17 protein-coding genes are annotated in these 18,903 nt (G+C 33.4%); 16 read left to right on the top strand and 1 reads right to left on the bottom strand.

Features of this window, described 5'->3' with window-relative positions; translation table 11 throughout:
• The first annotated feature begins 172 nt into the window (after positions 1-172).
• The 9 genes from ACNQGO_RS01940 (at position 173) to ACNQGO_RS01900 (ending at position 10,558) form a co-directional block, all read left to right on the top strand.
• Positions 173-1,132 (top strand): MraY family glycosyltransferase, encoded by a 960-nt coding sequence (locus ACNQGO_RS01940; protein ID WP_417946910.1) that lies wholly within the window; start codon positions 173-175, stop codon positions 1,130-1,132.
• 615 nt (positions 1,133-1,747) lie between these two features.
• A complete protein-coding gene (locus ACNQGO_RS01935) occupies positions 1,748-2,173 on the top strand; it encodes a cupin domain-containing protein (protein WP_417946908.1) in 426 nt (141 codons plus the stop codon).
• A complete protein-coding gene (locus tag ACNQGO_RS01930) occupies positions 2,166-3,326 on the top strand; it encodes a DegT/DnrJ/EryC1/StrS family aminotransferase (RefSeq protein WP_417984007.1) in 1,161 nt (386 codons plus the stop codon). Before ACNQGO_RS01935 ends, ACNQGO_RS01930 begins: the two co-directional genes overlap by 8 nt.
• 39 nt (positions 3,327-3,365) lie before the next feature.
• Complete coding sequence (rfbC, locus tag ACNQGO_RS01925; protein ID WP_417984006.1) at positions 3,366-3,914, top strand: dTDP-4-dehydrorhamnose 3,5-epimerase; 549 nt, start codon at positions 3,366-3,368, stop codon at positions 3,912-3,914.
• Positions 3,914-4,768, top strand: coding sequence for a dTDP-4-dehydrorhamnose reductase (gene rfbD, locus ACNQGO_RS01920; RefSeq protein ID WP_417984005.1), 855 nt, complete (start codon positions 3,914-3,916; stop codon positions 4,766-4,768). The genes rfbC and rfbD overlap by 1 nt, the downstream gene beginning before the upstream one ends.
• A 76-nt stretch (positions 4,769-4,844) precedes the next feature.
• Complete coding sequence (locus ACNQGO_RS01915; RefSeq protein ID WP_417984004.1) at positions 4,845-5,240, top strand: endonuclease domain-containing protein; 396 nt, start codon at positions 4,845-4,847, stop codon at positions 5,238-5,240.
• A 295-nt stretch (positions 5,241-5,535) separates the two neighbouring features.
• The gene (gene rfbB, locus ACNQGO_RS01910) at positions 5,536-6,582 is read left to right on the top strand and encodes a dTDP-glucose 4,6-dehydratase (protein ID WP_417984003.1); all 1,047 of its coding nucleotides are present in this window, start codon (positions 5,536-5,538) and stop codon (positions 6,580-6,582) included.
• Between the two features lie 623 nt (positions 6,583-7,205).
• Complete coding sequence (gene rfbA, locus ACNQGO_RS01905; protein ID WP_417969146.1) at positions 7,206-8,075, top strand: glucose-1-phosphate thymidylyltransferase RfbA; 870 nt, start codon at positions 7,206-7,208, stop codon at positions 8,073-8,075.
• A 515-nt stretch (positions 8,076-8,590) separates the two neighbouring features.
• Positions 8,591-10,558: a polysaccharide biosynthesis protein gene (locus ACNQGO_RS01900; RefSeq protein WP_417984002.1), complete on the top strand. Its 1,968-nt coding sequence runs from the start codon at positions 8,591-8,593 to the stop codon at positions 10,556-10,558.
• A 72-nt stretch (positions 10,559-10,630) separates the two neighbouring features.
• Here ACNQGO_RS01900 and ACNQGO_RS01895 read toward each other — a convergent pair whose 3' ends face one another.
• Positions 10,631-11,368: a tyrosine-protein phosphatase gene (locus ACNQGO_RS01895; RefSeq protein ID WP_417984001.1), complete on the bottom strand. Its 738-nt coding sequence runs from the start codon at positions 11,366-11,368 to the stop codon at positions 10,631-10,633.
• Positions 11,369-11,849: 481 nt separating this feature from the next.
• Here ACNQGO_RS01895 and ACNQGO_RS01890 point away from each other — a divergent pair, with 481 nt between their 5' ends.
• The 7 genes from ACNQGO_RS01890 to ACNQGO_RS01860 all read left to right on the top strand — a co-directional run bounded on the left by ACNQGO_RS01890 (position 11,850) and on the right by ACNQGO_RS01860 (position 18,887).
• Positions 11,850-12,719: an ABC transporter permease gene (locus ACNQGO_RS01890; protein WP_417984000.1), complete on the top strand. Its 870-nt coding sequence runs from the start codon at positions 11,850-11,852 to the stop codon at positions 12,717-12,719.
• A 221-nt stretch (positions 12,720-12,940) separates the two neighbouring features.
• Positions 12,941-14,200 (top strand): ABC transporter ATP-binding protein, encoded by a 1,260-nt coding sequence (locus ACNQGO_RS01885; RefSeq protein WP_417983999.1) that lies wholly within the window; start codon positions 12,941-12,943, stop codon positions 14,198-14,200.
• Between the two features lie 3 nt (positions 14,201-14,203).
• Complete coding sequence (locus ACNQGO_RS01880) at positions 14,204-14,911, top strand: class I SAM-dependent methyltransferase (RefSeq protein WP_417983998.1); 708 nt, start codon at positions 14,204-14,206, stop codon at positions 14,909-14,911.
• Positions 14,904-15,731: a glycosyltransferase family 2 protein gene (locus tag ACNQGO_RS01875; RefSeq protein WP_309754914.1), complete on the top strand. Its 828-nt coding sequence runs from the start codon at positions 14,904-14,906 to the stop codon at positions 15,729-15,731. The genes ACNQGO_RS01880 and ACNQGO_RS01875 overlap by 8 nt, the downstream gene beginning before the upstream one ends.
• Positions 15,732-16,640: a glycosyltransferase family A protein gene (locus tag ACNQGO_RS01870; protein ID WP_309754916.1), complete on the top strand. Its 909-nt coding sequence runs from the start codon at positions 15,732-15,734 to the stop codon at positions 16,638-16,640.
• Positions 16,630-17,652, top strand: coding sequence for a glycosyltransferase family 2 protein (locus tag ACNQGO_RS01865; protein WP_417983997.1), 1,023 nt, complete (start codon positions 16,630-16,632; stop codon positions 17,650-17,652). Before ACNQGO_RS01870 ends, ACNQGO_RS01865 begins: the two co-directional genes overlap by 11 nt.
• Positions 17,649-18,887, top strand: coding sequence for a glycosyltransferase (locus ACNQGO_RS01860; RefSeq protein WP_417947793.1), 1,239 nt, complete (start codon positions 17,649-17,651; stop codon positions 18,885-18,887). Before ACNQGO_RS01865 ends, ACNQGO_RS01860 begins: the two co-directional genes overlap by 4 nt.
• Positions 18,888-18,903: the final 16 nt, after the last annotated feature.

Genomic DNA, 18,903 nt, shown 5'->3' with positions numbered 1-18,903 from the left:
AGTACTGCTATGTTGTGATGTCATTACACTTGGTTATACCTACAACATTTTTTTTGAGCATCTACAACACCTTGAAAACGCATAAATTTTGAGAATACTTCCTCACTTTCTTAAAGAGTGAACTTAAAAAAAATTACATTTCGCTCTATATTTACAAATTTTTTCTATTCACATGCAATACCTACTCATTACTGTTGTTTTATTCCTATTAGAATTGCTCTATTTCAAAGTAGCTGATCGGTATAACATCGTGGACAAACCCAATCATCGGTCGGCACATACTGAAATTACGCTACGAGGAGGCGGTATTATTTTTTGGTTTGCGGCTTTACTTTATTTTGCACAGCACCTCCAAAACAATTACTTTTTTTTTATAGGAATTACATTGGTCAGTGTCGTGAGTTTTTGGGATGACATTCAGAGTTTGTCTAATAAAATTAGAATTTCGGTTCATTTTCTCGCTATTAGCGTAATTTTTTATGATTTAGGTGTTTTTAATTCTATTGCCATTTTAGGCATTGTGTTCGCTTATATTCTAGCCATAGGTTTGATTAATGCGTATAATTTCATGGATGGTATCAATGGTATAACGGGTTTGTATACTTTGGTGGTGATGGGGTCATTGTTGTATGTGAATCAAAATATCCACGTTTTTATAGACGAAGCTTTTATCAAATATGCGATGCTTGCCAGTTTGGTTTTTTTATTTTTTAATTACAGAAAAAAGGCCAAATGTTTTGCCGGAGATGTGGGTAGTATTGCGATAGCTTTTTGGGTAATTTATTTGGTTTTGAAACTTATTCTGGTCACAAATTCGTTGGTTTGGCTTTTATTTTTAGCGGTTTATGGAGTAGATGCTGTTTGTACGATTCTGCACCGATTGTATTTAAAAGACAATATTTTCGAGGCACATCGGTTGCATTTCTATCAGGTTTTGAGTAATGAATATAAAATTCAACACCGATTTATTGCAGCGTTTTATGGTATGGTTCAGGTAATTGTTTCGGTAATGGTAATTGGTTTGTATCAGAACATTTCGGATTTTAGTTTGCTTGTGCTTGTTATTGGGCCGTTGCTACTTATTTATTGTATGAAATTTTATTTGTTGCATAAAAAAAATATAAAACAGTAAGTAATGACTAAAATTTAATGTCGTATTTTAGTAAAGCACTAAATTTATTTGCCACAGTTTCACAGATTAGCACAGATTAATTCGTTATGTAATTTTAAAAATCTTTTTAATCCTTACAATCTGTGGCACAAACTCTTTTTAATAATTGCGACACTATATCTTTCTTGCTACTTAAACTGTTAATTTGGTTAGAGAGAATGAGACTAGTTTTTATTTTTTACATCACATTACTTTAATTATAAGTCACCGTTGTTTAACTTTTTCTTTTTCCTTGATGCAAAAGAAACAAAAAACCTAGACTGAAAATAAAAAAATTAAAAACTACTTCAAATTATGTTCTGCAGCCACATTCATCCGCCTTTCAGGTTTATCCCATACACAGTTGCGACGTCATTTTATCTTTGTTTTTTTACGTTTTTAATGTAAGGGCGGGAGAGGAGTGAGTTATCAGTAGTGAATAGTAAGAAGTGTTTAGTTATCAGGTAGTCGGGTTAGAGATTGTTCTAATGTTTGACGCGCGACGGAGGTAGCTAAGAACATTTGAAGTCAGGTTTTAAAAAAAATATACTTCGAACTGGAAACGGGACTTTTTTATAATGACAAAATTTAATATACATGAAGCCCACAATAATTACAGGAGGAAATTTTTCGGATCACCGCGGTATGGTATCCTATGTCAATGATTTTAGTTTTAATGGCATCGAACGATTTTATATTATCAGCAATTCAGATGCGCATCCTGTGCGTGCTTGGCAAGGACATAAATTAGACTCCAAAAATTTTTATTGTTTAAGTGGGTCTTTCAGGATTCATTATGTAAAAATTGATGATTGGGATTGTCCATCTAAAGATTTACCAATAGAGACCACCACTTTAACAGTGTTAGAAAGTAAAATGGTTCATATTCCGGCCGGTTATGCCAATGCCATTGAATCCTTAGAATCACATTCGAAATTGCTATCGTTTTCGACTTTGCCATTGCACAATGTTAGTGATGATGATGTTCGTTACGAAGCCAATTATTGGAAGCTCAATGAGTAGAAATAGAATTTTTTTATCATTGTCTCAGCGAAGTGGTTTCGAAGAACGGTATATCCACGAAGCTTTAACAACCCATTGGATTACCACTGGAGGACCTCATGTTGATGCCTTTGAATTGGCCCTTGAAAATTGCCTAGGTAATGAAGTTCACGTCGGAGCTCTAAGTTCTGGGACAGCTGCTATTCATTTGGGTTTAGTTTTGTTAGGGGTACAAGCAGGGGACGTAGTTTTGTGTCAAAGCATGACTTTTTCGGCATCAGCAAATCCTATTTTGTATCAAGGCGCTTTACCTGTTTTTATTGATAGTGAATCACAAACTTGGAACTTGTGTCCCGTAGCTTTAGAGCAAGCTATAGTAAGTGAAATAGCCAAAGGCAAAAAACCAAAAGTGATAATCGCCGTTCATTTGTATGGGGTTCCGTATCAAATTGAGGCAGTTCGAGCAGTAGCCGATGCCTACCAAATCCCAATTCTAGAGGATAGTGCGGAGGCTTTAGGGAGTTCCTACAAAGGACAAAAGTGCGGTACTTTTGGGGATATTGGGGTATTGTCTTTTAACGGGAACAAAATCATTACTACTTCTGGTGGTGGGGCTATTGTTACTCGTACGAAGGAGTTGAAAGATAGAGCTTTGTTTTTTGCGACTCAATCCAGAGACAACGCTCCTCATTACCAACACAGTGAAATAGGGTATAATTATAGAATGAGTAATATTTGTGCTGGTATCGGCCGCGGTCAAATGGAAGTTTTAGACGACCATGTGGCGCTGCGCAGAAAAATGAATGATTTTTATGTTGATTTATTCAGTGATATTGAAGCAGTAACCGTTTTTACGGTGCCTAACAGTGATTATTTTGCTAATTACTGGTTGAGTGCTATTGTGGTAGATCCGCTTGTAGCAAATGGGTTAACTCGTGAGACTTTGCGATTGGCATTAGAGGCTGAAAATATAGAATCAAGACCGTTATGGAAACCGATGCATTTGCAGCCTATTTTTGAGAAGTACACATACTATGGCACCGCAGTTGCTGAAACCTTATTTGAAAATGGGTTGTGTCTTCCTTCTGGGTCTAATCTTACGGATGTCGAGAGGGAAAGAATAGCGGTTGTAGTTCGAGATTTTTTTTGCAAACATAATAAAATAAAATTTTAATAGTACGGCAGGCAAAGCTCACCATTATTTTTTAACCAAATGAATATAGAAAAAACTTTTATACAAGATTTAGTACTGATTTCCCCTGGTGTTTTTGAAGATGCTAGAGGTTATTTTTTTGAGGCGTATAACAAAAGTAAATTTAGTGATTTAGGTATTAGTATCGATTTTGTGCAAGACAATCAGTCTTTTTCACAAAAAGGGACGCTACGTGGTTTACATTATCAAAATCCTCCTTTTGCTCAAACCAAACTCGTACGGGTGCTACAAGGTGAAATCATCGATGTAGCAGTTGATTTACGTAAAGATTCGCCCACCTTTGGGAAGCATTTTTCTGTTTTGCTTTCGGCTGAGAATAAAAAACAGTTGCTCGTTCCACAAGGATTTGCCCATGGTTTTTCAGTACTTAGCGAAACCGCTGTGGTGCTATACAAATGTGATCAATATTACAATAAAGAGAGCGAAGGCGGCATCCGATTTGATGATCCTACTTTGGCTATTGACTGGGGAATGGATTTGAAAAACGCCATAGTATCTGAAAAAGACCAGATTTTGCCTGATTTTATTAATTGTAATAGCCAATTTTAATGAATAAAATATTAGTCACAGGAGCGAAAGGACAATTGGGTTCTGAATTACAGGTGTTGTCAAAAGACTACAGTCAGTTTGAATGGGTTTTTACGGATAGGGAGGAATTAGATTTGTGTGATCTAGAACAATTAGCATTTGAAGTAGCTAGAATTAATCCACAATTTATTATTAATTGCGCTGCTCACACTGCTGTTGATCGTGCAGAAACAGAATTGGAGTTGTCGGATATTTTGAACCATCAAGCTGTTGCACTACTGGCAAAATGGAGTCAGAACAACAACTGTAAACTGCTGCATGTTTCTACCGATTATGTTTTTGACGGTACTGCAGCCATTGCATTGACGGAAACTGCTGCAACAAATCCTATCAATGTTTATGGGGTGACCAAATTAGCTGGTGAAAAGGCTTGTTTAGAAGAAAATCCAAATTCAATTATAATCAGGACTTCTTGGGTGTATTCTAGTTTTGGTGCTAATTTTGTAAAAACGATGTCGAAGTTGATGCAAGAAAGAGCTACTTTGAACGTTGTTAACGATCAAATAGGTTCTCCTACGTATGCAGCCGATTTGGCACAAGCGATTGTGAAGATCATAAATCACGCCAATTGGCAGCCAGGAATATATCATTTTTCGAATGAAGGGGAAATCAGTTGGTACGAATTTGCTTTAGCTATTCAGGAAATTGGTGGTTTTGATTGTGAAATTAGCGGAATTCCAGCTTCGGATTATCCAACTCCAGCTCAACGTCCGGAGTATTCTTTATTGGATAAAAGTAAAATTAAAGCTAGTTTTGGAGTACTTGTTCCAGATTATAAGGAAAGTTTAACGAGATGTATGGGGCTGCTTAAATGATTTTTTTTAAATTTTTTACCTAGCCCTAAAGGGAGAAATTTAAAAAAAATTGAGTGTTTTAATTACATAATTTAAAATGAAGAAGAATCCGTTCAAACCTGATGATATGTGGAAAGGTGCTAGTCCTAAGATATTTTCTAATGCAAAAGATTTAAGAGATAAAGCCACAAAAGCAGAAGAGAGCATGTGGTTGGAGTTGAGAAATAATAAATTAGAAGGATATAAATTTAGAAGACAACATCCGTTGAATATCTATATTGCAGATTTTTATTGTCATAAATTAAAACTAGTTATTGAAATAGATGGTGGTTACCATCAAACAGCTGAACAAAAGGTGTTAGATGCTACAAGAACTGCTGCGATTGAATTTCAGGGATTAAAAGTCATTCGATTTACTAATGAAGAAGTTATGCAGGATATCAAAAATGTTCTCAATAAGTTAAAAAGATATATAGAATTAGAAGAATTATGATATGTATGATAGTTGTCTTGATTCTTTTTTGCTCCCTTTAGGGTAGGGGAAAACAAAAAAGAATTAACTAGTTGTCTTGATTCTTTTTTGCTCCCTTTAGGGTAGGGGAAAACAAAAAAGAATTAACTAGTTGTCTTGATTCTTTTTTGCTCCCTTTAGGGTAAGGGAAAACAAAAAAGAATTAACTAGTTGTCTTGATTCTTTTTTGCTCCCTTTAGGGTAAGAGAAAACAAAAAAGAATAGACAATATAAACTAATTTGTAAAATTCGTTTTAATTCCAAAAACTAAAAATAAATGAAAAAAATACTAATCACCGGTGGGGCCGGTTTTATTGGGTCACACGTTGTAAGGCTTTTTGTAAAAAAATATCCGCAGTATCAGATATTTAATTTGGATGCGCTGACATATGCTGGGAATCTAGAAAATATTGTTGATATCGAAAAAGCGCCTAACTATACTTTTATTAAAGGGGATATAGTGGATGCCGATTTTATTGATGCGTTGTTTGCTAAGCATCAATTTGATGGCGTATTGCATTTGGCCGCAGAATCTCATGTAGATCGTTCTATCACAGATCCGTTGGCTTTTGTGAAAACGAATGTTATTGGTACGATGAATTTGTTGAATGCAGCCAAAACCATTTGGAAAGATAGCATGGAAGGCAAGCGATTTTATCACATCAGTACCGATGAAGTATATGGAAGTTTGGGTGCCGAAGGATTGTTTACAGAGACTACGGCTTACGACCCCAACTCTCCGTATTCTGCCTCAAAAGCGAGTTCAGATCATTTTGTGCGTGCCTATGGCGAAACCTATGGTTTGCCGTATGTGTTGACCAACTGCTCTAATAACTACGGACCTTTTCACTTTCCAGAAAAATTGATTCCGTTGTTTATTAATAATATTATTCAAAATAAACCTTTACCCGTTTATGGTGATGGGAAATATACGCGTGATTGGTTATTTGTAGAAGATCATGCCGTTGCCATTGATCTGGTTTTTCACGAAGGTAAAAATCACGATACCTATAATATTGGTGGTTTTAACGAATGGCAGAACATTGATTTGGTTAAATTGCTTTGCGAAATAATGGATGACAAGTTAGGAAGAGCAGCGGGAACATCAGAACAATTGATTGCTTATGTAAAAGACCGTCCCGGACATGATTTGCGCTATGCCATTGACGCAAGTAAGATAAATAAAGAGTTGGGATGGAAGCCCTCGGTTACTTTTGAGCAGGGATTAGAACGAACCGTAAATTGGTATTTAGAAAATCAGACTTGGTTGAATAATATTACAAGTGGGGAGTATTCGAATTATTACGAGAAACAGTATAATTAGTGGTCAGTGTTCAGTGATCAGTCGCAGATGGTTATTATTGAAGGGATAAAATATTTGTGGTACTTAGGTGAGTAGTTTTTTCGAATGATGTTTTTACTTTTTCGCTTGATTATAAAAGTAACAAAAAAATGTTCATGGGTTGTTTTTTTTGCACTCATGAATCTTCGATTTCAAGCTTTAAAATTAAAAACTACCCCAAAACTATGCTTCGCAGCGCGAGCCGTTCGCCTTTCAGGCTCAACTCGCGGACTGCTGCCACTTCGTTTTTTTAATGTTTTTTACGTTTTTGATTTTAGGGCGTTGTGAGTATTGGTTTGGAGAGCGTTTATGTTAGTAATAAATACGAAGTGTGAAAAATATACTGTCTTAATTATTAAAGACATTTTTGTCTCAGAATGAGAGCATTAAAAAGATCTGTTACAATATGAAATGATTTAATTAGTGGTAATTTGTGAAATTTGTGGTAAAAAAATACATAGTAATTATAGTACCAAATTAAAATCATTAGTAGGCTATGCTGCTTAAATTCAGCAGGACTTTCTTAACTTTTAAGGAAATAATTAATTGGAATAATTCGTTTTTAATTCGCGACATTCGAATTAATTCGTAAAAATAAAAATACTATGAAAGGAATAATATTAGCAGGAGGTTCAGGAACGCGTTTGCATCCACTGACTTTGGCGATGAGCAAGCAAATGATGCCAGTGTATGATAAGCCCATGATTTATTATCCATTATCCACTTTGATGATGGCTGGAATTCATGAAATATTAATTATTTCGACTCCGCACGATTTGCCTAATTTCAAAAAACTGTTGGGCGACGGTGCATCTATAGGCTGTAGGTTCAGTTATGCAGAACAGGCTATTCCTAATGGGTTGGCGCAAGCTTTTGTCATTGGAGAAGATTTTATTGGCGATGATAGTGTCGCATTGGTTTTAGGAGATAATATTTTCTTTGGTGCCAATATGGATGAATTGTTGCGATCAAATTCCAATCCGCAAGGTGGTGTTGTATTTGCTTACCACGTATCGGATCCAGAGCGCTATGGGGTAGTGGAGTTTGATGCTAATTTTAAGGCCCTTTCTATTGAGGAAAAACCATTGGAACCTAAGTCTAATTATGCAGTACCAGGTTTGTACTTTTATGATAACTCTGTAGTAGAAATTGCAAAAAATATTAAACCAAGTGCGCGTGGCGAATATGAAATTACTGATGTTAACAAAGTGTATTTGGACAAAGGAGCTTTAAAGGTAGGTATTTTAAGCCGAGGAACGGCCTGGTTGGATACTGGAACATTTAACAGTTTGATGCAAGCTGGACAATTTGTTCAGGTTATTGAAGAGCGCCAAGGATTGAAAATAGGTTGCATCGAAGAAATTGCTTGGCGTCAAGGTTTTATTTCAGATGAAGAACTAGCTGCATTAGCGACACCTTTGAAAAAATCGGGTTATGGAGAATATCTTTTGGGCTTGTTGAAGCAAAAGGTTTAAAGTGAGAAGTGAGAAGTAAAGAGTGAGAAGTGAATGGGTGGAAACGCTCGAAATTAGTACCATTATTAATATTATTATTATTATTATAATTTATTCTGAAATCAGAATAGAATCTTTTAAAACATAATATATATTGTATGATGCTATCACCTCCTTGTTGTAAACACCGATACTCAGCATAGAATCAATAAGCCAAAAGTAGTTTATGGCGTAGTTGGTCCCAGCACTTTTATTGGCTCTATGAAAAGTTAAAAATATAAATTTTTGTACATTTTGCTTTAGCTTCCCAGAAATGTTTGGCCACAGACTAAATGTATTATCACGGATTAATCTGTGCCAAAGTAAAAAGCTTAACCTTGCAGCTTTACGTCTGTCAAACTAAATCAATGGATATCAAGTTTATAGTAGTTCAGTTGTTAAAAGGGAGTTACTGTTCTTTCAATTTGTTTCAATAACCATTTATTAATTGTTATTTTTGCACTAATAAAATAAATAATCTTATATAGTAAGCTATTTTGAATACGACTAAAAATATAGATTCACAGCCGGAAAAACCAGATTTTTTTTCAAGAGAAAATTTGAAATTCAATATTCATAATTTACGTTATTTACCCAGATGGATCATTGTAATGATGGATGTTTCAGTCTTGGTAGTATCGTTTTTTTTTACCATTCTTATTTTTAAAGGAACGGGATTAGACTATGTTATTACGCCCTATAATTTTAGTTTTATTATTAGTTTGTTTTGTGTCAACGTTTTCTTTTTCTGGTTATTCAGAACGTATTCGGGAATCATCAGGCACTCCTCTTATATAGATGCGGTAAAGCTTTTGTTCTCTCAACTGTCAGTTTTAGTGCTGTTTCTTTTTTTTAATTTTGTCTATGAATTAATGCATGGTGAGAAAGCATTTTTAAACACTGCTTTTTTTATTAATATCGTACTTTCCTTCTGTGGCTTGTTTTTGTATCGCGTAATTATTAAGCAAACTTTTGAGATGTACTTTTCAGAACAAGGAACGAACAAATTAATCAGAACTATTATTTATGGGACTGATGCGAATGCTATATCTGTTGCAAACGCTTTAAAATTTGAAACCCCATCGCGATTTAAAATTGTTGGTTTTGTGGATAAAAACAATCAAAATGCAACAAAGCGGATGCTGGATTTACCCATTTTGATTAAAAAGAAAAAAATACCACCTTTAATGCGTTCGGTTAATGCCCAAGCGATTATTATTGCTGATAAAAGTTTGTCTAAAGAAGAGCAATTAATAATCGTGGACCAATGTTTAGAATTTAATTACAATGTGTTCACGGTACCTTTAATTTCTGACTGGGAAAACCAGAAAGAGATTTCTCAAAAAGTAAAGAGCATTCAAATTGAAGATTTGCTAGAACGTAAACCGATTGTATTAGACAACAAATCTATTTCCAAGCAATTAAAAGATAAAACGATTTTAATTACTGGTGCAGCGGGTTCAATTGGGAGTGAAATAGTGCGTCAAGTATTGGGTTTTAATCCGAAAGTAGTTGTTATTTTAGATCAATCCGAAACTCCATTACACCATATGTGTTTAGAGATGAATGAACTAGATCTAAATTCGAAAATTTTTTCAGTAATTGGTGATGTTCGTAATAAGGAAGCCATGCAAAATGTTTTTCAAAAATACGAACCTCAAGTTGTTTTTCATGCAGCCGCATACAAGCATGTCCCGCTAATGGAAGAAAATCCATCGCAAGCTATTTTGACCAATATAGAAGGTACTAAAATTTTGGCTGATTTATCTTGCCAGTATAAAGTTAAAAAATTTGTGATGGTATCTACCGACAAGGCGGTAAATCCTAGTAATGTGATGGGAGCTAGTAAAAGAATTGCCGAAAAATACGTGCAATCTTTGCAATTTAAAAATAAAATCACCAGCGAAAAAAACTATACTAAATTTATTACGACCCGTTTTGGAAACGTTTTAGGATCGAATGGTTCTGTTGTTCCCTTGTTTACCAAACAAATTGCAAATGGTGGACCCATAACGATTACACATCCCGATATTATTCGGTATTTCATGACTATTCCCGAGGCCTGCCAATTGGTTTTAGAAGCTGGCGCTATGGGTAATGGAGGAGAAATTTATATTTTTGATATGGGTAAGCCAGTGAAAATTGTGGATTTAGCCAGAAAAATGATCAAGTTGGCCGGATTTGTACCTGAAAGGGATATCAAAATACAAATTGTAGGCTTGCGACCTGGTGAGAAATTGTATGAAGAGTTATTGAATGATACCTCAAAAACACTTCCGACATATCATGAAAAAATTATGATTGCTGAAGAAATATTAGATGATTTTGATGGTTTGAATGCTGATATTGAAGAACTAATCCGTATTGCTAATCACTTTGACGACGGTCAAATTGTAGCAAAAATGAAGCAGATCGTACCGGAGTTTAAGAGTATGAATTCCACTTTTGAGTTGTTAGACAAGTAGCAAGCCTTTTTAAAGATAAAAAAAGACCCAAAGTATAGACTTTGGGTCTTTTTTTGTTTAGAAAAGATAGTATTACCTTTTGAAAAATTGATTATTTGCAATAATTTCTTGAAGTGGGGAGGTGTCTTTTAGACTTATTTTTTGACTGAAAGCCTCAATATGCTTGTCATGGTGTACATCTGAGCCTACATAGGTGTACATGCCTTTTTGGAGTAGTTCCTCAGCGACCTTAGCAATTCCAGCACCGTAATAACCAACTACAGCAAGTAAATTCAATTGAAATAAACAGCCAGCGCGTTTCAGCTTTTGGTATTCATTAAAGTTATTATGGTAAAATAAATACCGCTCGGGGTGCGCTAGAACGGGAATGTAGCCTGCAACCTGCAGATCAAAAAGTATGGTGTACAACTGAATCGGCGGGTTGATGTATGACATTTCGACTAAAACGTAATTGTCTTTTAGCGTCAATAAGTTATGGGATTGAAACAGCTGTACAAATTGATCATCCATCAAATATTCGGCCGCAGCATGAAACGGTACCGCAATAGTATTTTTCTCCAATGCAGAAACAGTAATCGATTGATTCTCTATAATTTGTTCGTGCGTGTTGTCCCAAACATGTTGAATTATATGTGGGGTAGTAATGAACTCTGAAACTCCAATTTTTTGTAAGGCTCTGGTTAATCTCAGTGTATCTTCAAAAGTTTTGGCTCCGTCATCGATACCGGGTAACAAATGAGAGTGAATGTCAATATGACCCTCTGGAATTAGATCTTTGAGTACTGGTTTTGATTTAAAAAATGTAAACATGATACAAAATTAGTCAAAAGGTTTGTTATTTTAGTTGCTCTAATGTGTTTTGGTTAACGGAATTTTTGTCCTTATAGCTAGGGGGCGAAATGTTGTGGTTTGTTTTAATTCGCTTTTTTCATTAAAAGTTTGGTTCTTTGTTTCGATAGATATTTTTAAAGAAAGTATTAGTTTGATTTTTATAAATGTAATTTCTTTACAATTCTAAAGCCGTAAACTAGTACGTATTGAATCTTATTTAGGACTATTTTTAGGATCATGGAACTTTATAAATTAAAAGGAATTAATGTGTTTGCTATTCATTTTGAGTTATGTTTTGCAACGGTCAAAAAAGGATTCTTGTACAAGCACTTTTCATCATTAAATTATTATATTTGGTGCAGTCCTCTTACTCCATTGGGGGTTAAGAGGGCGAAGCCTTGGCATGGTTTAGTATTTTAAAAAGCATAAGAAATATGAATGTATTGATTTTTGTTAAGCAATGAATTCGACAGAACCAATAGAGTCTAAATGGCTTTTTGAAATAAAGCCCAAAAATAAATTTTTCTCTTTAAATCTAAAAGAGGTTTGGCAATACCGTGATTTGCTTTTGCTTTTTGTAAAGCGGGATGTGGTAACAGTGTACAAACAAACAGTTTTAGGTCCGTTATGGTATTTAATTCAACCCTTGTTTACCTCAGTCACATTTACTATTATTTTTAATAGTTTAGCAGGAATAGATACTGGAACTGTTCCTCCATTTTTGTTTAATCTTGCAGGAATTACAGTATGGAATTATTTCACGGCTTGTCTAACAGGAACTTCTAATACTTTTGGTGCCAATGCTGGAATTTTTGGAAAGGTTTATTTCCCTCGAATTATTGTTCCCCTTAGCATTGTGATCTCCAATTTAATTAAGTTTGGAATCCAATTTTTTATTTTTATCATTTTTTACCTCTATTTCTACTTTCAAGGAGCAGCGATTAGTTTGAACATTTGGATTTTCTTATTGCCTTTCTTAATTGTTTTAATGGGCGTACTGGGATTAGGATTGGGAATGATTATTTCATCGTTGGTTACAAAATACAGAGACTTTAGTTATTTGATAGGTTTTGGAGTTCAATTGATAATGTATGTTTCCGCTGTTGTTTACCCTATAGCACTAGTACAACAAAAAATGCCAGACTATGTTTGGTTGGTTCAGTACAATCCGCTTGCTTATATTATAGAAACCACACGCTACATGTTGCTTGATGTGGGGCAGATATCTATTTTAGGATTGACGTACACAACAATTGTGACCTTTGTTTTTTTATTAATAGGTATATTGATTTTCAATAAAACCGAGAAGAGTTTTATAGATACGGTTTAATTTTTTAATGGTGAGGAGTTAGAAGTGGAAAGAGTTCGAAGTTGAAAGTGAGGACTGAGAATAGTGGGGAGTGAGAAGTGTAGAGTGAGATACAATATTCCTTTGCAAAACAAATAAAAAAGAAAATATCATATAGCTAAAAAACGAGTAAAATGAAGAGGAATTGTGAATTATAACAAGTTATTCTCTATTCACCGTTCATTATTCAATTCTCACAAATTATGAAGGATATCATATTAAAAGCCGAAAATATTTCGAAGCAATACCGCTTAGGTCAAGTAGGTACGGGTACTTTAAGTCACGATTTGAACCGCTGGTGGCATGAAATTCTAGGCAAAGAGAATCCGTATTTAAAGATTGGAGATAGCAATGATCGTGCTACAAAAGGCACAAGCGAGTACGTATGGGCGCTACAAGACATCAATTTTGAAGTAGAACGAGGCGAAGTTTTGGGTATTATAGGTAAAAATGGTGCGGGGAAGTCTACTTTACTCAAGATATTATCCAAAGTTACAGCACCTACAACCGGAAGCATAAAATCGAGAGGTCGCATTGCTTCATTATTGGAGGTAGGGACAGGATTTAATGGCGAAATGACGGGTAGAGAAAACATCTTTTTGAACGGGGCCATACTTGGCATGACCAAAAAAGAAATAGCCTCTAAGCTGGACGAGATTATAGATTTCTCGGGTTGTGCCCGTTATATAGACACGCCTGTAAAGCGTTACAGCTCTGGAATGACGGTGCGGTTGGCTTTTGCAGTAGCGGCATTTTTAGAGCCCGAAATACTAGTCATAGATGAGGTTTTAGCAGTAGGTGATGCTGAGTTTCAGAAAAAAGCCATTGGGAAGATGCAGGATATTTCTAAAGGCGAAGGAAGAACTGTGCTGTTTGTGAGTCACAATATGGCGGCGGTGAAAAGTTTGTGTACTCGAGGTATTGTTTTAGAAAATGGGAAAGTGGTTTTTGAGGGGGGAATTGAGGAGAGTATTGAAAAATATAATTCTGATTCAGTTTTTGAAAATGAAACTCAATACAATGGAATTAAAATTATAAAAAAAGCGTTACTACACTCTTCTAATGGTTTGATTAAATACAATTGTAGTTTTAAATTAGATGTCTATTTTGAAGCTGATAATAATATAACAAATTTGGTTCTTGGTTTAGTAATTAAAGATTTGAATGATGTCGCGTTAATAGGAGTTAATAACAGACATTATCATCAAGAAAAAATTAATAGTTCTGACACCTTTAATGGTATGGTGACAGTTTATATTGAATCTCTAAAACTTTTTCCAGGTGAATATAAAATAGATCTGTATTTAGGAGACTCTGCAACTGATATTGAAATTGTAAATGATGCAATAAAGTTTACAATAGGTGAATCTTTTGATAATAGAGTACTTAATAGTTTAAATTTTAAGCTTAATAAAGTGTTTCACGATACGATTGTTTGGAGGTATAATAAAATAAATGATTAGGTAATGTTTAAAAAAGCTATTAATTTTTTAGTAAATGTTTTTCAATCAAAAAGGCAAAAAGAAACAGAGTATTACAAAAAAATGTTTATTGAAAACTCCCACTGGAATTCAACTGAGCCAAATGAAGAGGAAAAAATACGATGGGAAATTATTGAAACCTTTTTGAAGACAATAGAATTAAAAAAAGGATTTAAAGGCTTTTCTATTTTAGATTTAGGATGTGGGAGAGGATGGCTCACTAATTTGTTGTCAGATTATGGCGATGTCATTGGGATTGAGCCAGTAAGACCTGTTGTTGAGTATGCAAAAAAAATATTTCCTAAAATAAAATTTATGTGTGGGAATTCAAAAGATTTGCTAAAAAAGCGGGAATTTAAAAAGTTTGATTTAATTGTTACTTCAGAAGTCATTGAACATGTGCCTAATGAAAATAAAACACAATTTATAAAAGACATCTTTAGATTATTAAATGATAACGGACATTTAATAGTGACGACACCGAGAAAAGAGGCTCAAAAGGAATGGATTAAATATAGTAACCCAAATCAGCCAATTGAAGACTGGATTTCGGAATCAGAATTAGAAAATCTTGTCACTACTAATGGTTTTACCAAAAAAATTTTAGATCGTTTTTCTATTTCTCCAGTTATAGGTAAACCAAAAATTGAAATTTATCAATTATGGTTATTTCAAAAAAAAACTAATGAATAATCCTCAAGTTTCTATCATCGTCCCTTGTTTTAATCAAGCTCAGTATTTGTCCGAGGCACTAAAATCTGTATTAGAACAGACTTATGAAAATTGGGAATGCATTATTGTCAATGATGGAAGTCCCGATGATACAAAACAAATAGCACAAAAATGGGTAGAAAAAGACTCAAGATTTAAATATATTTTTAAAGAAAATGGAGGTTTAAGTAGTGCTAGAAATGAGGGAATAAATTATGCAAAAGGCACTTTTATTTTACCGCTAGATGCCGACGATAGAATTGGTTTAAACTACGTGTCATTTGCATTAAATGCTTTTCAAAATGATGACGAGCTAAAAGTGGTGTATTGTAAAGCTGAAAAATTTGGAAACGCAGTGGGTGAATGGAAATTACCTTATTATTCTAGAAGAAATTTAGCTATTGACAATATGATTTTCTGTTCCGGTGTTTTTAAAAAATCAGATTGGGAATTAGTGGGAGGATATGATGTAAAGATGATTTATGGTTTAGAAGATTGGGAATTTTGGATTGCTATTCTGAAGAATGGGGGAACAGTTAAATGTTTAGATGAAGTGAATTTCTACTGCAGAATTAAAACTAAATCGATGATTGAGCAATTAAATGTAGAGAAAAGAAAAACTTTATTTGAATATTTGAGCATTAAACATGCCGACTTTTTTGTAACGCAATTTGGCTCTTTTATGTATTTAAATGATGTAAATCGCAAACAAACATTATATTTTAAAGAAAGACTTAAAAGTAAAAAATTTGTTTTAAAGCTATTTATAAAAACGACTTTGTCCTATTTCAAGATAAAATAAATGCTTGCCATAATTATTCCATATTTCAAACTTACTTTTTTTGAAGCTACACTTGATTCTTTAGCAAATCAAACCGATCAACGTTTTAAGGTTTATATAGGTAATGATGCTAGTCCAGAGAATCCTGCTGATTTATTAGAAAAATATAAGGGTAAATTCGATTTTAAATACCATCGTTTTGAGGAAAATCTCGGTGGAATTTCGCTTACTAAACAATGGGAACGATGTATTAAATTATCAAACGACGAAGAATGGTTGATGATTTTGGGAGATGATGATTATTTGAGTTCTACCGTAGTTGCATCATGGTATGCAAATCACAACGTATTTAATGGAAAAGCGCAAGTAATTCGTTTTGTTACTAAATTAGTATTTGAGGAAACACAAACAGTTTCTGAGACGTATACGCATCAGGTTTGGGAATCAGCTACAGACTCCTTTTATCGTAAATTTGAACATCAAACACGAAGTTCTTTGTCTGAGCATATTTTTTCAAGAATGTCTTATTGTAAATATGGTTTTTATGATTATCCCATCGCTTGGAACAGTGATGATCGCGCTTGGCTTGATTTTTCAGATAATAAACCTCTTTATACTATAAATACAGCATTAATTTATATAAGATTGTCTGACCAAAGTTTGTCAGGAAGTAAAGGTAATGAATATGATAAAAATACTGCGAATTATCACTTTTTAAAATACATTGTATGTTCGAAGCTTGAGTATTATGATAAATATATTAGACATCGCATATTAGATAGATACGAATATTCAATTAAAAATAGTAGAAAATTGTTTATTTATGAATGGTTATTAATACTATTCAGCTACGTAAAATATTTTGATTATGTTTCATTAAAGAAAGTTTTAAAACGAATGCTAAAAGATTGTATCAAGTATGAATCATAGGCCTTTAATTTCAGTAATTATGCCTGTCTATAATTGTGTATTATATTTAGAACAATCTATAAATAGTATATTGAAACAAACATTTGAAGATTTTGAACTGATTATTATTGAAGATTGTTCATTTGATGGGACGGTTGAAGTTTTAAGAAAGTTTGTTGATCCTAGAATTAAAATTATTAATAATCAAAGTAATGAAGGTGTATCTAAGTCCACAAATAAAGGTTTTAAACTAGCTCGAGGAAAATATATTGCTAGAATGGACGGAGACGATATAGCTGTAAAAGACAGATTTGAAAAGCAATTACGAATTTTAGAAGATAATCCAGATATATTTGTGTGTGGTGGTTTAGTGAAATATTTAGGGGGTACAAACAGTATAATTAAATACAAGGAAACTAATCGCGAAATTGTCACTGAGTTACTTATATCATGCTCAGTTTGCATGGGTACCGCAATGTTTCGAAGGAAAGAGTTAAAAAGTTATTTCTATGATGAAAAAAAGCGTAGCGGCGAGGATTATGATTTTTGGTGTAAAATTGTTGGTTTAGGTGAATTTTATAATATTCAAGAAGTTTTATTATTTTATAGAGTTCATGAAAATCAAGCATCAAAAAAAAATAAAACACAACAAATTATTGATGATGTCAAAATACAATTGTCATTACTTAAAAAATTAAATTACAATTCTTTAAAATATTCGGACGAATTATTAACTAAAATATTATTAGTGAATAATTTTATTTCAATTAAAGAATTTGTGTTATTTATTAATTGGATTGAAGTTTTACAAAAAATAAATAATAAAACATTTATATATTCGTCTAATCAATTTAAGTCCGTTTTATCACGAATTAAGCGCAGAGTGCTTTTTGAATTATATTTTAAAAAAACTGACATTGGCATAACAAAGAAATGGAGATTTCAAATTCTGCTCTATCTGCCATTAAGTGATTTAAAGTTTGTTATAAGACTAAAAGTAAGAGAATTAAGAAGGAGGTTGTTTAAAAAATGAATGAAGTAAATAAAATAGTTTTTAAAGTACCTGAATTTCCACATATTTCAGAAACTTTTATTATTGCTCAACTAGTAACAGCTATCGAACTAGGGTATGTTATAGAAATAGTAACAAGGAAGATTGTGAATAAAAATTCATTAATGGCATCTGCAATAGGTAAATATAAATTATTGGATAGTGTTATAATTGAAGATTATAAAATTCCAAAAAATAAAGGGGTCAGGTTGTTAAGGTGGTTTCTGTTGTTGTTGACTAATTTGTATCACTTGCGCTCCATAATTAATTTTCATAGAGAATTTGCAAAATTTAGTTTAAGTTGGTTGTATCAATGGCATTTTTATTTTCAATTTAATGAGGCAGCTATTATCCATGTGCAGTACGGTACCAACTCTTATCCCTATAGGGTAATCAACCATAAAAATATTTTCAAACCAAAAGTGATCGTCACCTTTCATGGTCACGATGCATTTTTTCCAATATATGGCAACATTCAAAATAACGGCTACTATAAAAAACTATTCACTAATAGCACATTAATAACTGCAAATACACCTTATTTAGGGAATCAGCTGATCGAATTAGGTTGCCTAGCTGAAATGTTAAAAATTGTGCCAGTGGGAGTAGATACCGAGTTTTTCACCCCAGCTAAAAATTATAGAGAAACAAGAGAGGTTTTAAAATTAATAACTGTTGGAAGATTAGATAAAGTTAAAGGACATTTGTACTGTATAGAAGTTGTTAATGAATTAGTACAAAAAGGATTAAACGTTTCTTTAACGATCATTGGTGAAGGATCTGAACGTTTAGCTTTAGAAACTTTAATTCAGCAGTATCGACTTGAAAAATATATTTTGTTATTAGCCAGTAAGAATGCGCAAGAGATTAGGAATGAATTACAAGCACATGATATTTATTTGTTATTAGCTGTGCCTGTTGATTTTGAAAGAAGAGAATCGCAAGGTTTAGCAACAATAGAAGCACAAGCTTGCGGGCTACCTGCAATTGTTTTTGATTCGGGAGGCGTTAAGTATACCGTTCAAAATGAATATTCAGGCTTTATATGTGGTGAATTTGATACAACTGCTGTTGTGGGAAAGATTGAGCTTTTATATCAAAATAGGTTATTACTTAAAAAAATGGGTACGCAAGCTACACTATTTGTTAAAACTGAGTACGCTCTCCACATAATACAGGAAAAATGGGCTTTCATTTACAAAAACATAATTAGTTAGATATTTTTATAAAAAT

Source organism: Flavobacterium frigidum (assembly GCF_048286735.1).
Taxonomy (GTDB): Bacteria; Bacteroidota; Bacteroidia; order Flavobacteriales; family Flavobacteriaceae; genus Flavobacterium.
Note: the sequence above shows the minus strand (reverse complement) of the source record. Positions and strands in the feature narration are given on the sequence as shown.

What these genes read in the sequence shown, in the direction of transcription:
- rfbC (WP_417984006.1), top strand. Translation starts at nt 3,366, where the DNA reads ATGAATATAGAAAAAACTTTTATACAAGATTTAGTACTGATTTCCCCT.
- ACNQGO_RS01915 (WP_417984004.1), top strand. Translation starts at nt 4,845, where the DNA reads ATGAAGAAGAATCCGTTCAAACCTGATGATATGTGGAAAGGTGCTAGT.
- ACNQGO_RS01865 (WP_417983997.1), top strand. Translation starts at nt 16,630, where the DNA reads ATGAATCATAGGCCTTTAATTTCAGTAATTATGCCTGTCTATAATTGT.
- ACNQGO_RS01885 (WP_417983999.1), top strand. Translation starts at nt 12,941, where the DNA reads ATGAAGGATATCATATTAAAAGCCGAAAATATTTCGAAGCAATACCGC.
- ACNQGO_RS01940 (WP_417946910.1), top strand. Translation starts at nt 173, where the DNA reads ATGCAATACCTACTCATTACTGTTGTTTTATTCCTATTAGAATTGCTC.
- rfbD (WP_417984005.1), top strand. Translation starts at nt 3,914, where the DNA reads ATGAATAAAATATTAGTCACAGGAGCGAAAGGACAATTGGGTTCTGAA.
- ACNQGO_RS01875 (WP_309754914.1), top strand. Translation starts at nt 14,904, where the DNA reads ATGAATAATCCTCAAGTTTCTATCATCGTCCCTTGTTTTAATCAAGCT.
- ACNQGO_RS01935 (WP_417946908.1), top strand. Translation starts at nt 1,748, where the DNA reads ATGAAGCCCACAATAATTACAGGAGGAAATTTTTCGGATCACCGCGGT.
- rfbA (WP_417969146.1), top strand. Translation starts at nt 7,206, where the DNA reads ATGAAAGGAATAATATTAGCAGGAGGTTCAGGAACGCGTTTGCATCCA.
- rfbB (WP_417984003.1), top strand. Translation starts at nt 5,536, where the DNA reads ATGAAAAAAATACTAATCACCGGTGGGGCCGGTTTTATTGGGTCACAC.
- ACNQGO_RS01890 (WP_417984000.1), top strand. Translation starts at nt 11,850, where the DNA reads ATGAATTCGACAGAACCAATAGAGTCTAAATGGCTTTTTGAAATAAAG.
- ACNQGO_RS01930 (WP_417984007.1), top strand. Translation starts at nt 2,166, where the DNA reads ATGAGTAGAAATAGAATTTTTTTATCATTGTCTCAGCGAAGTGGTTTC.
- ACNQGO_RS01895 (WP_417984001.1), bottom strand. Translation starts at nt 11,368, where the DNA reads ATGTTTACATTTTTTAAATCAAAACCAGTACTCAAAGATCTAATTCCA.
- ACNQGO_RS01880 (WP_417983998.1), top strand. Translation starts at nt 14,204, where the DNA reads ATGTTTAAAAAAGCTATTAATTTTTTAGTAAATGTTTTTCAATCAAAA.
- ACNQGO_RS01860 (WP_417947793.1), top strand. Translation starts at nt 17,649, where the DNA reads ATGAATGAAGTAAATAAAATAGTTTTTAAAGTACCTGAATTTCCACAT.
- ACNQGO_RS01870 (WP_309754916.1), top strand. Translation starts at nt 15,732, where the DNA reads ATGCTTGCCATAATTATTCCATATTTCAAACTTACTTTTTTTGAAGCT.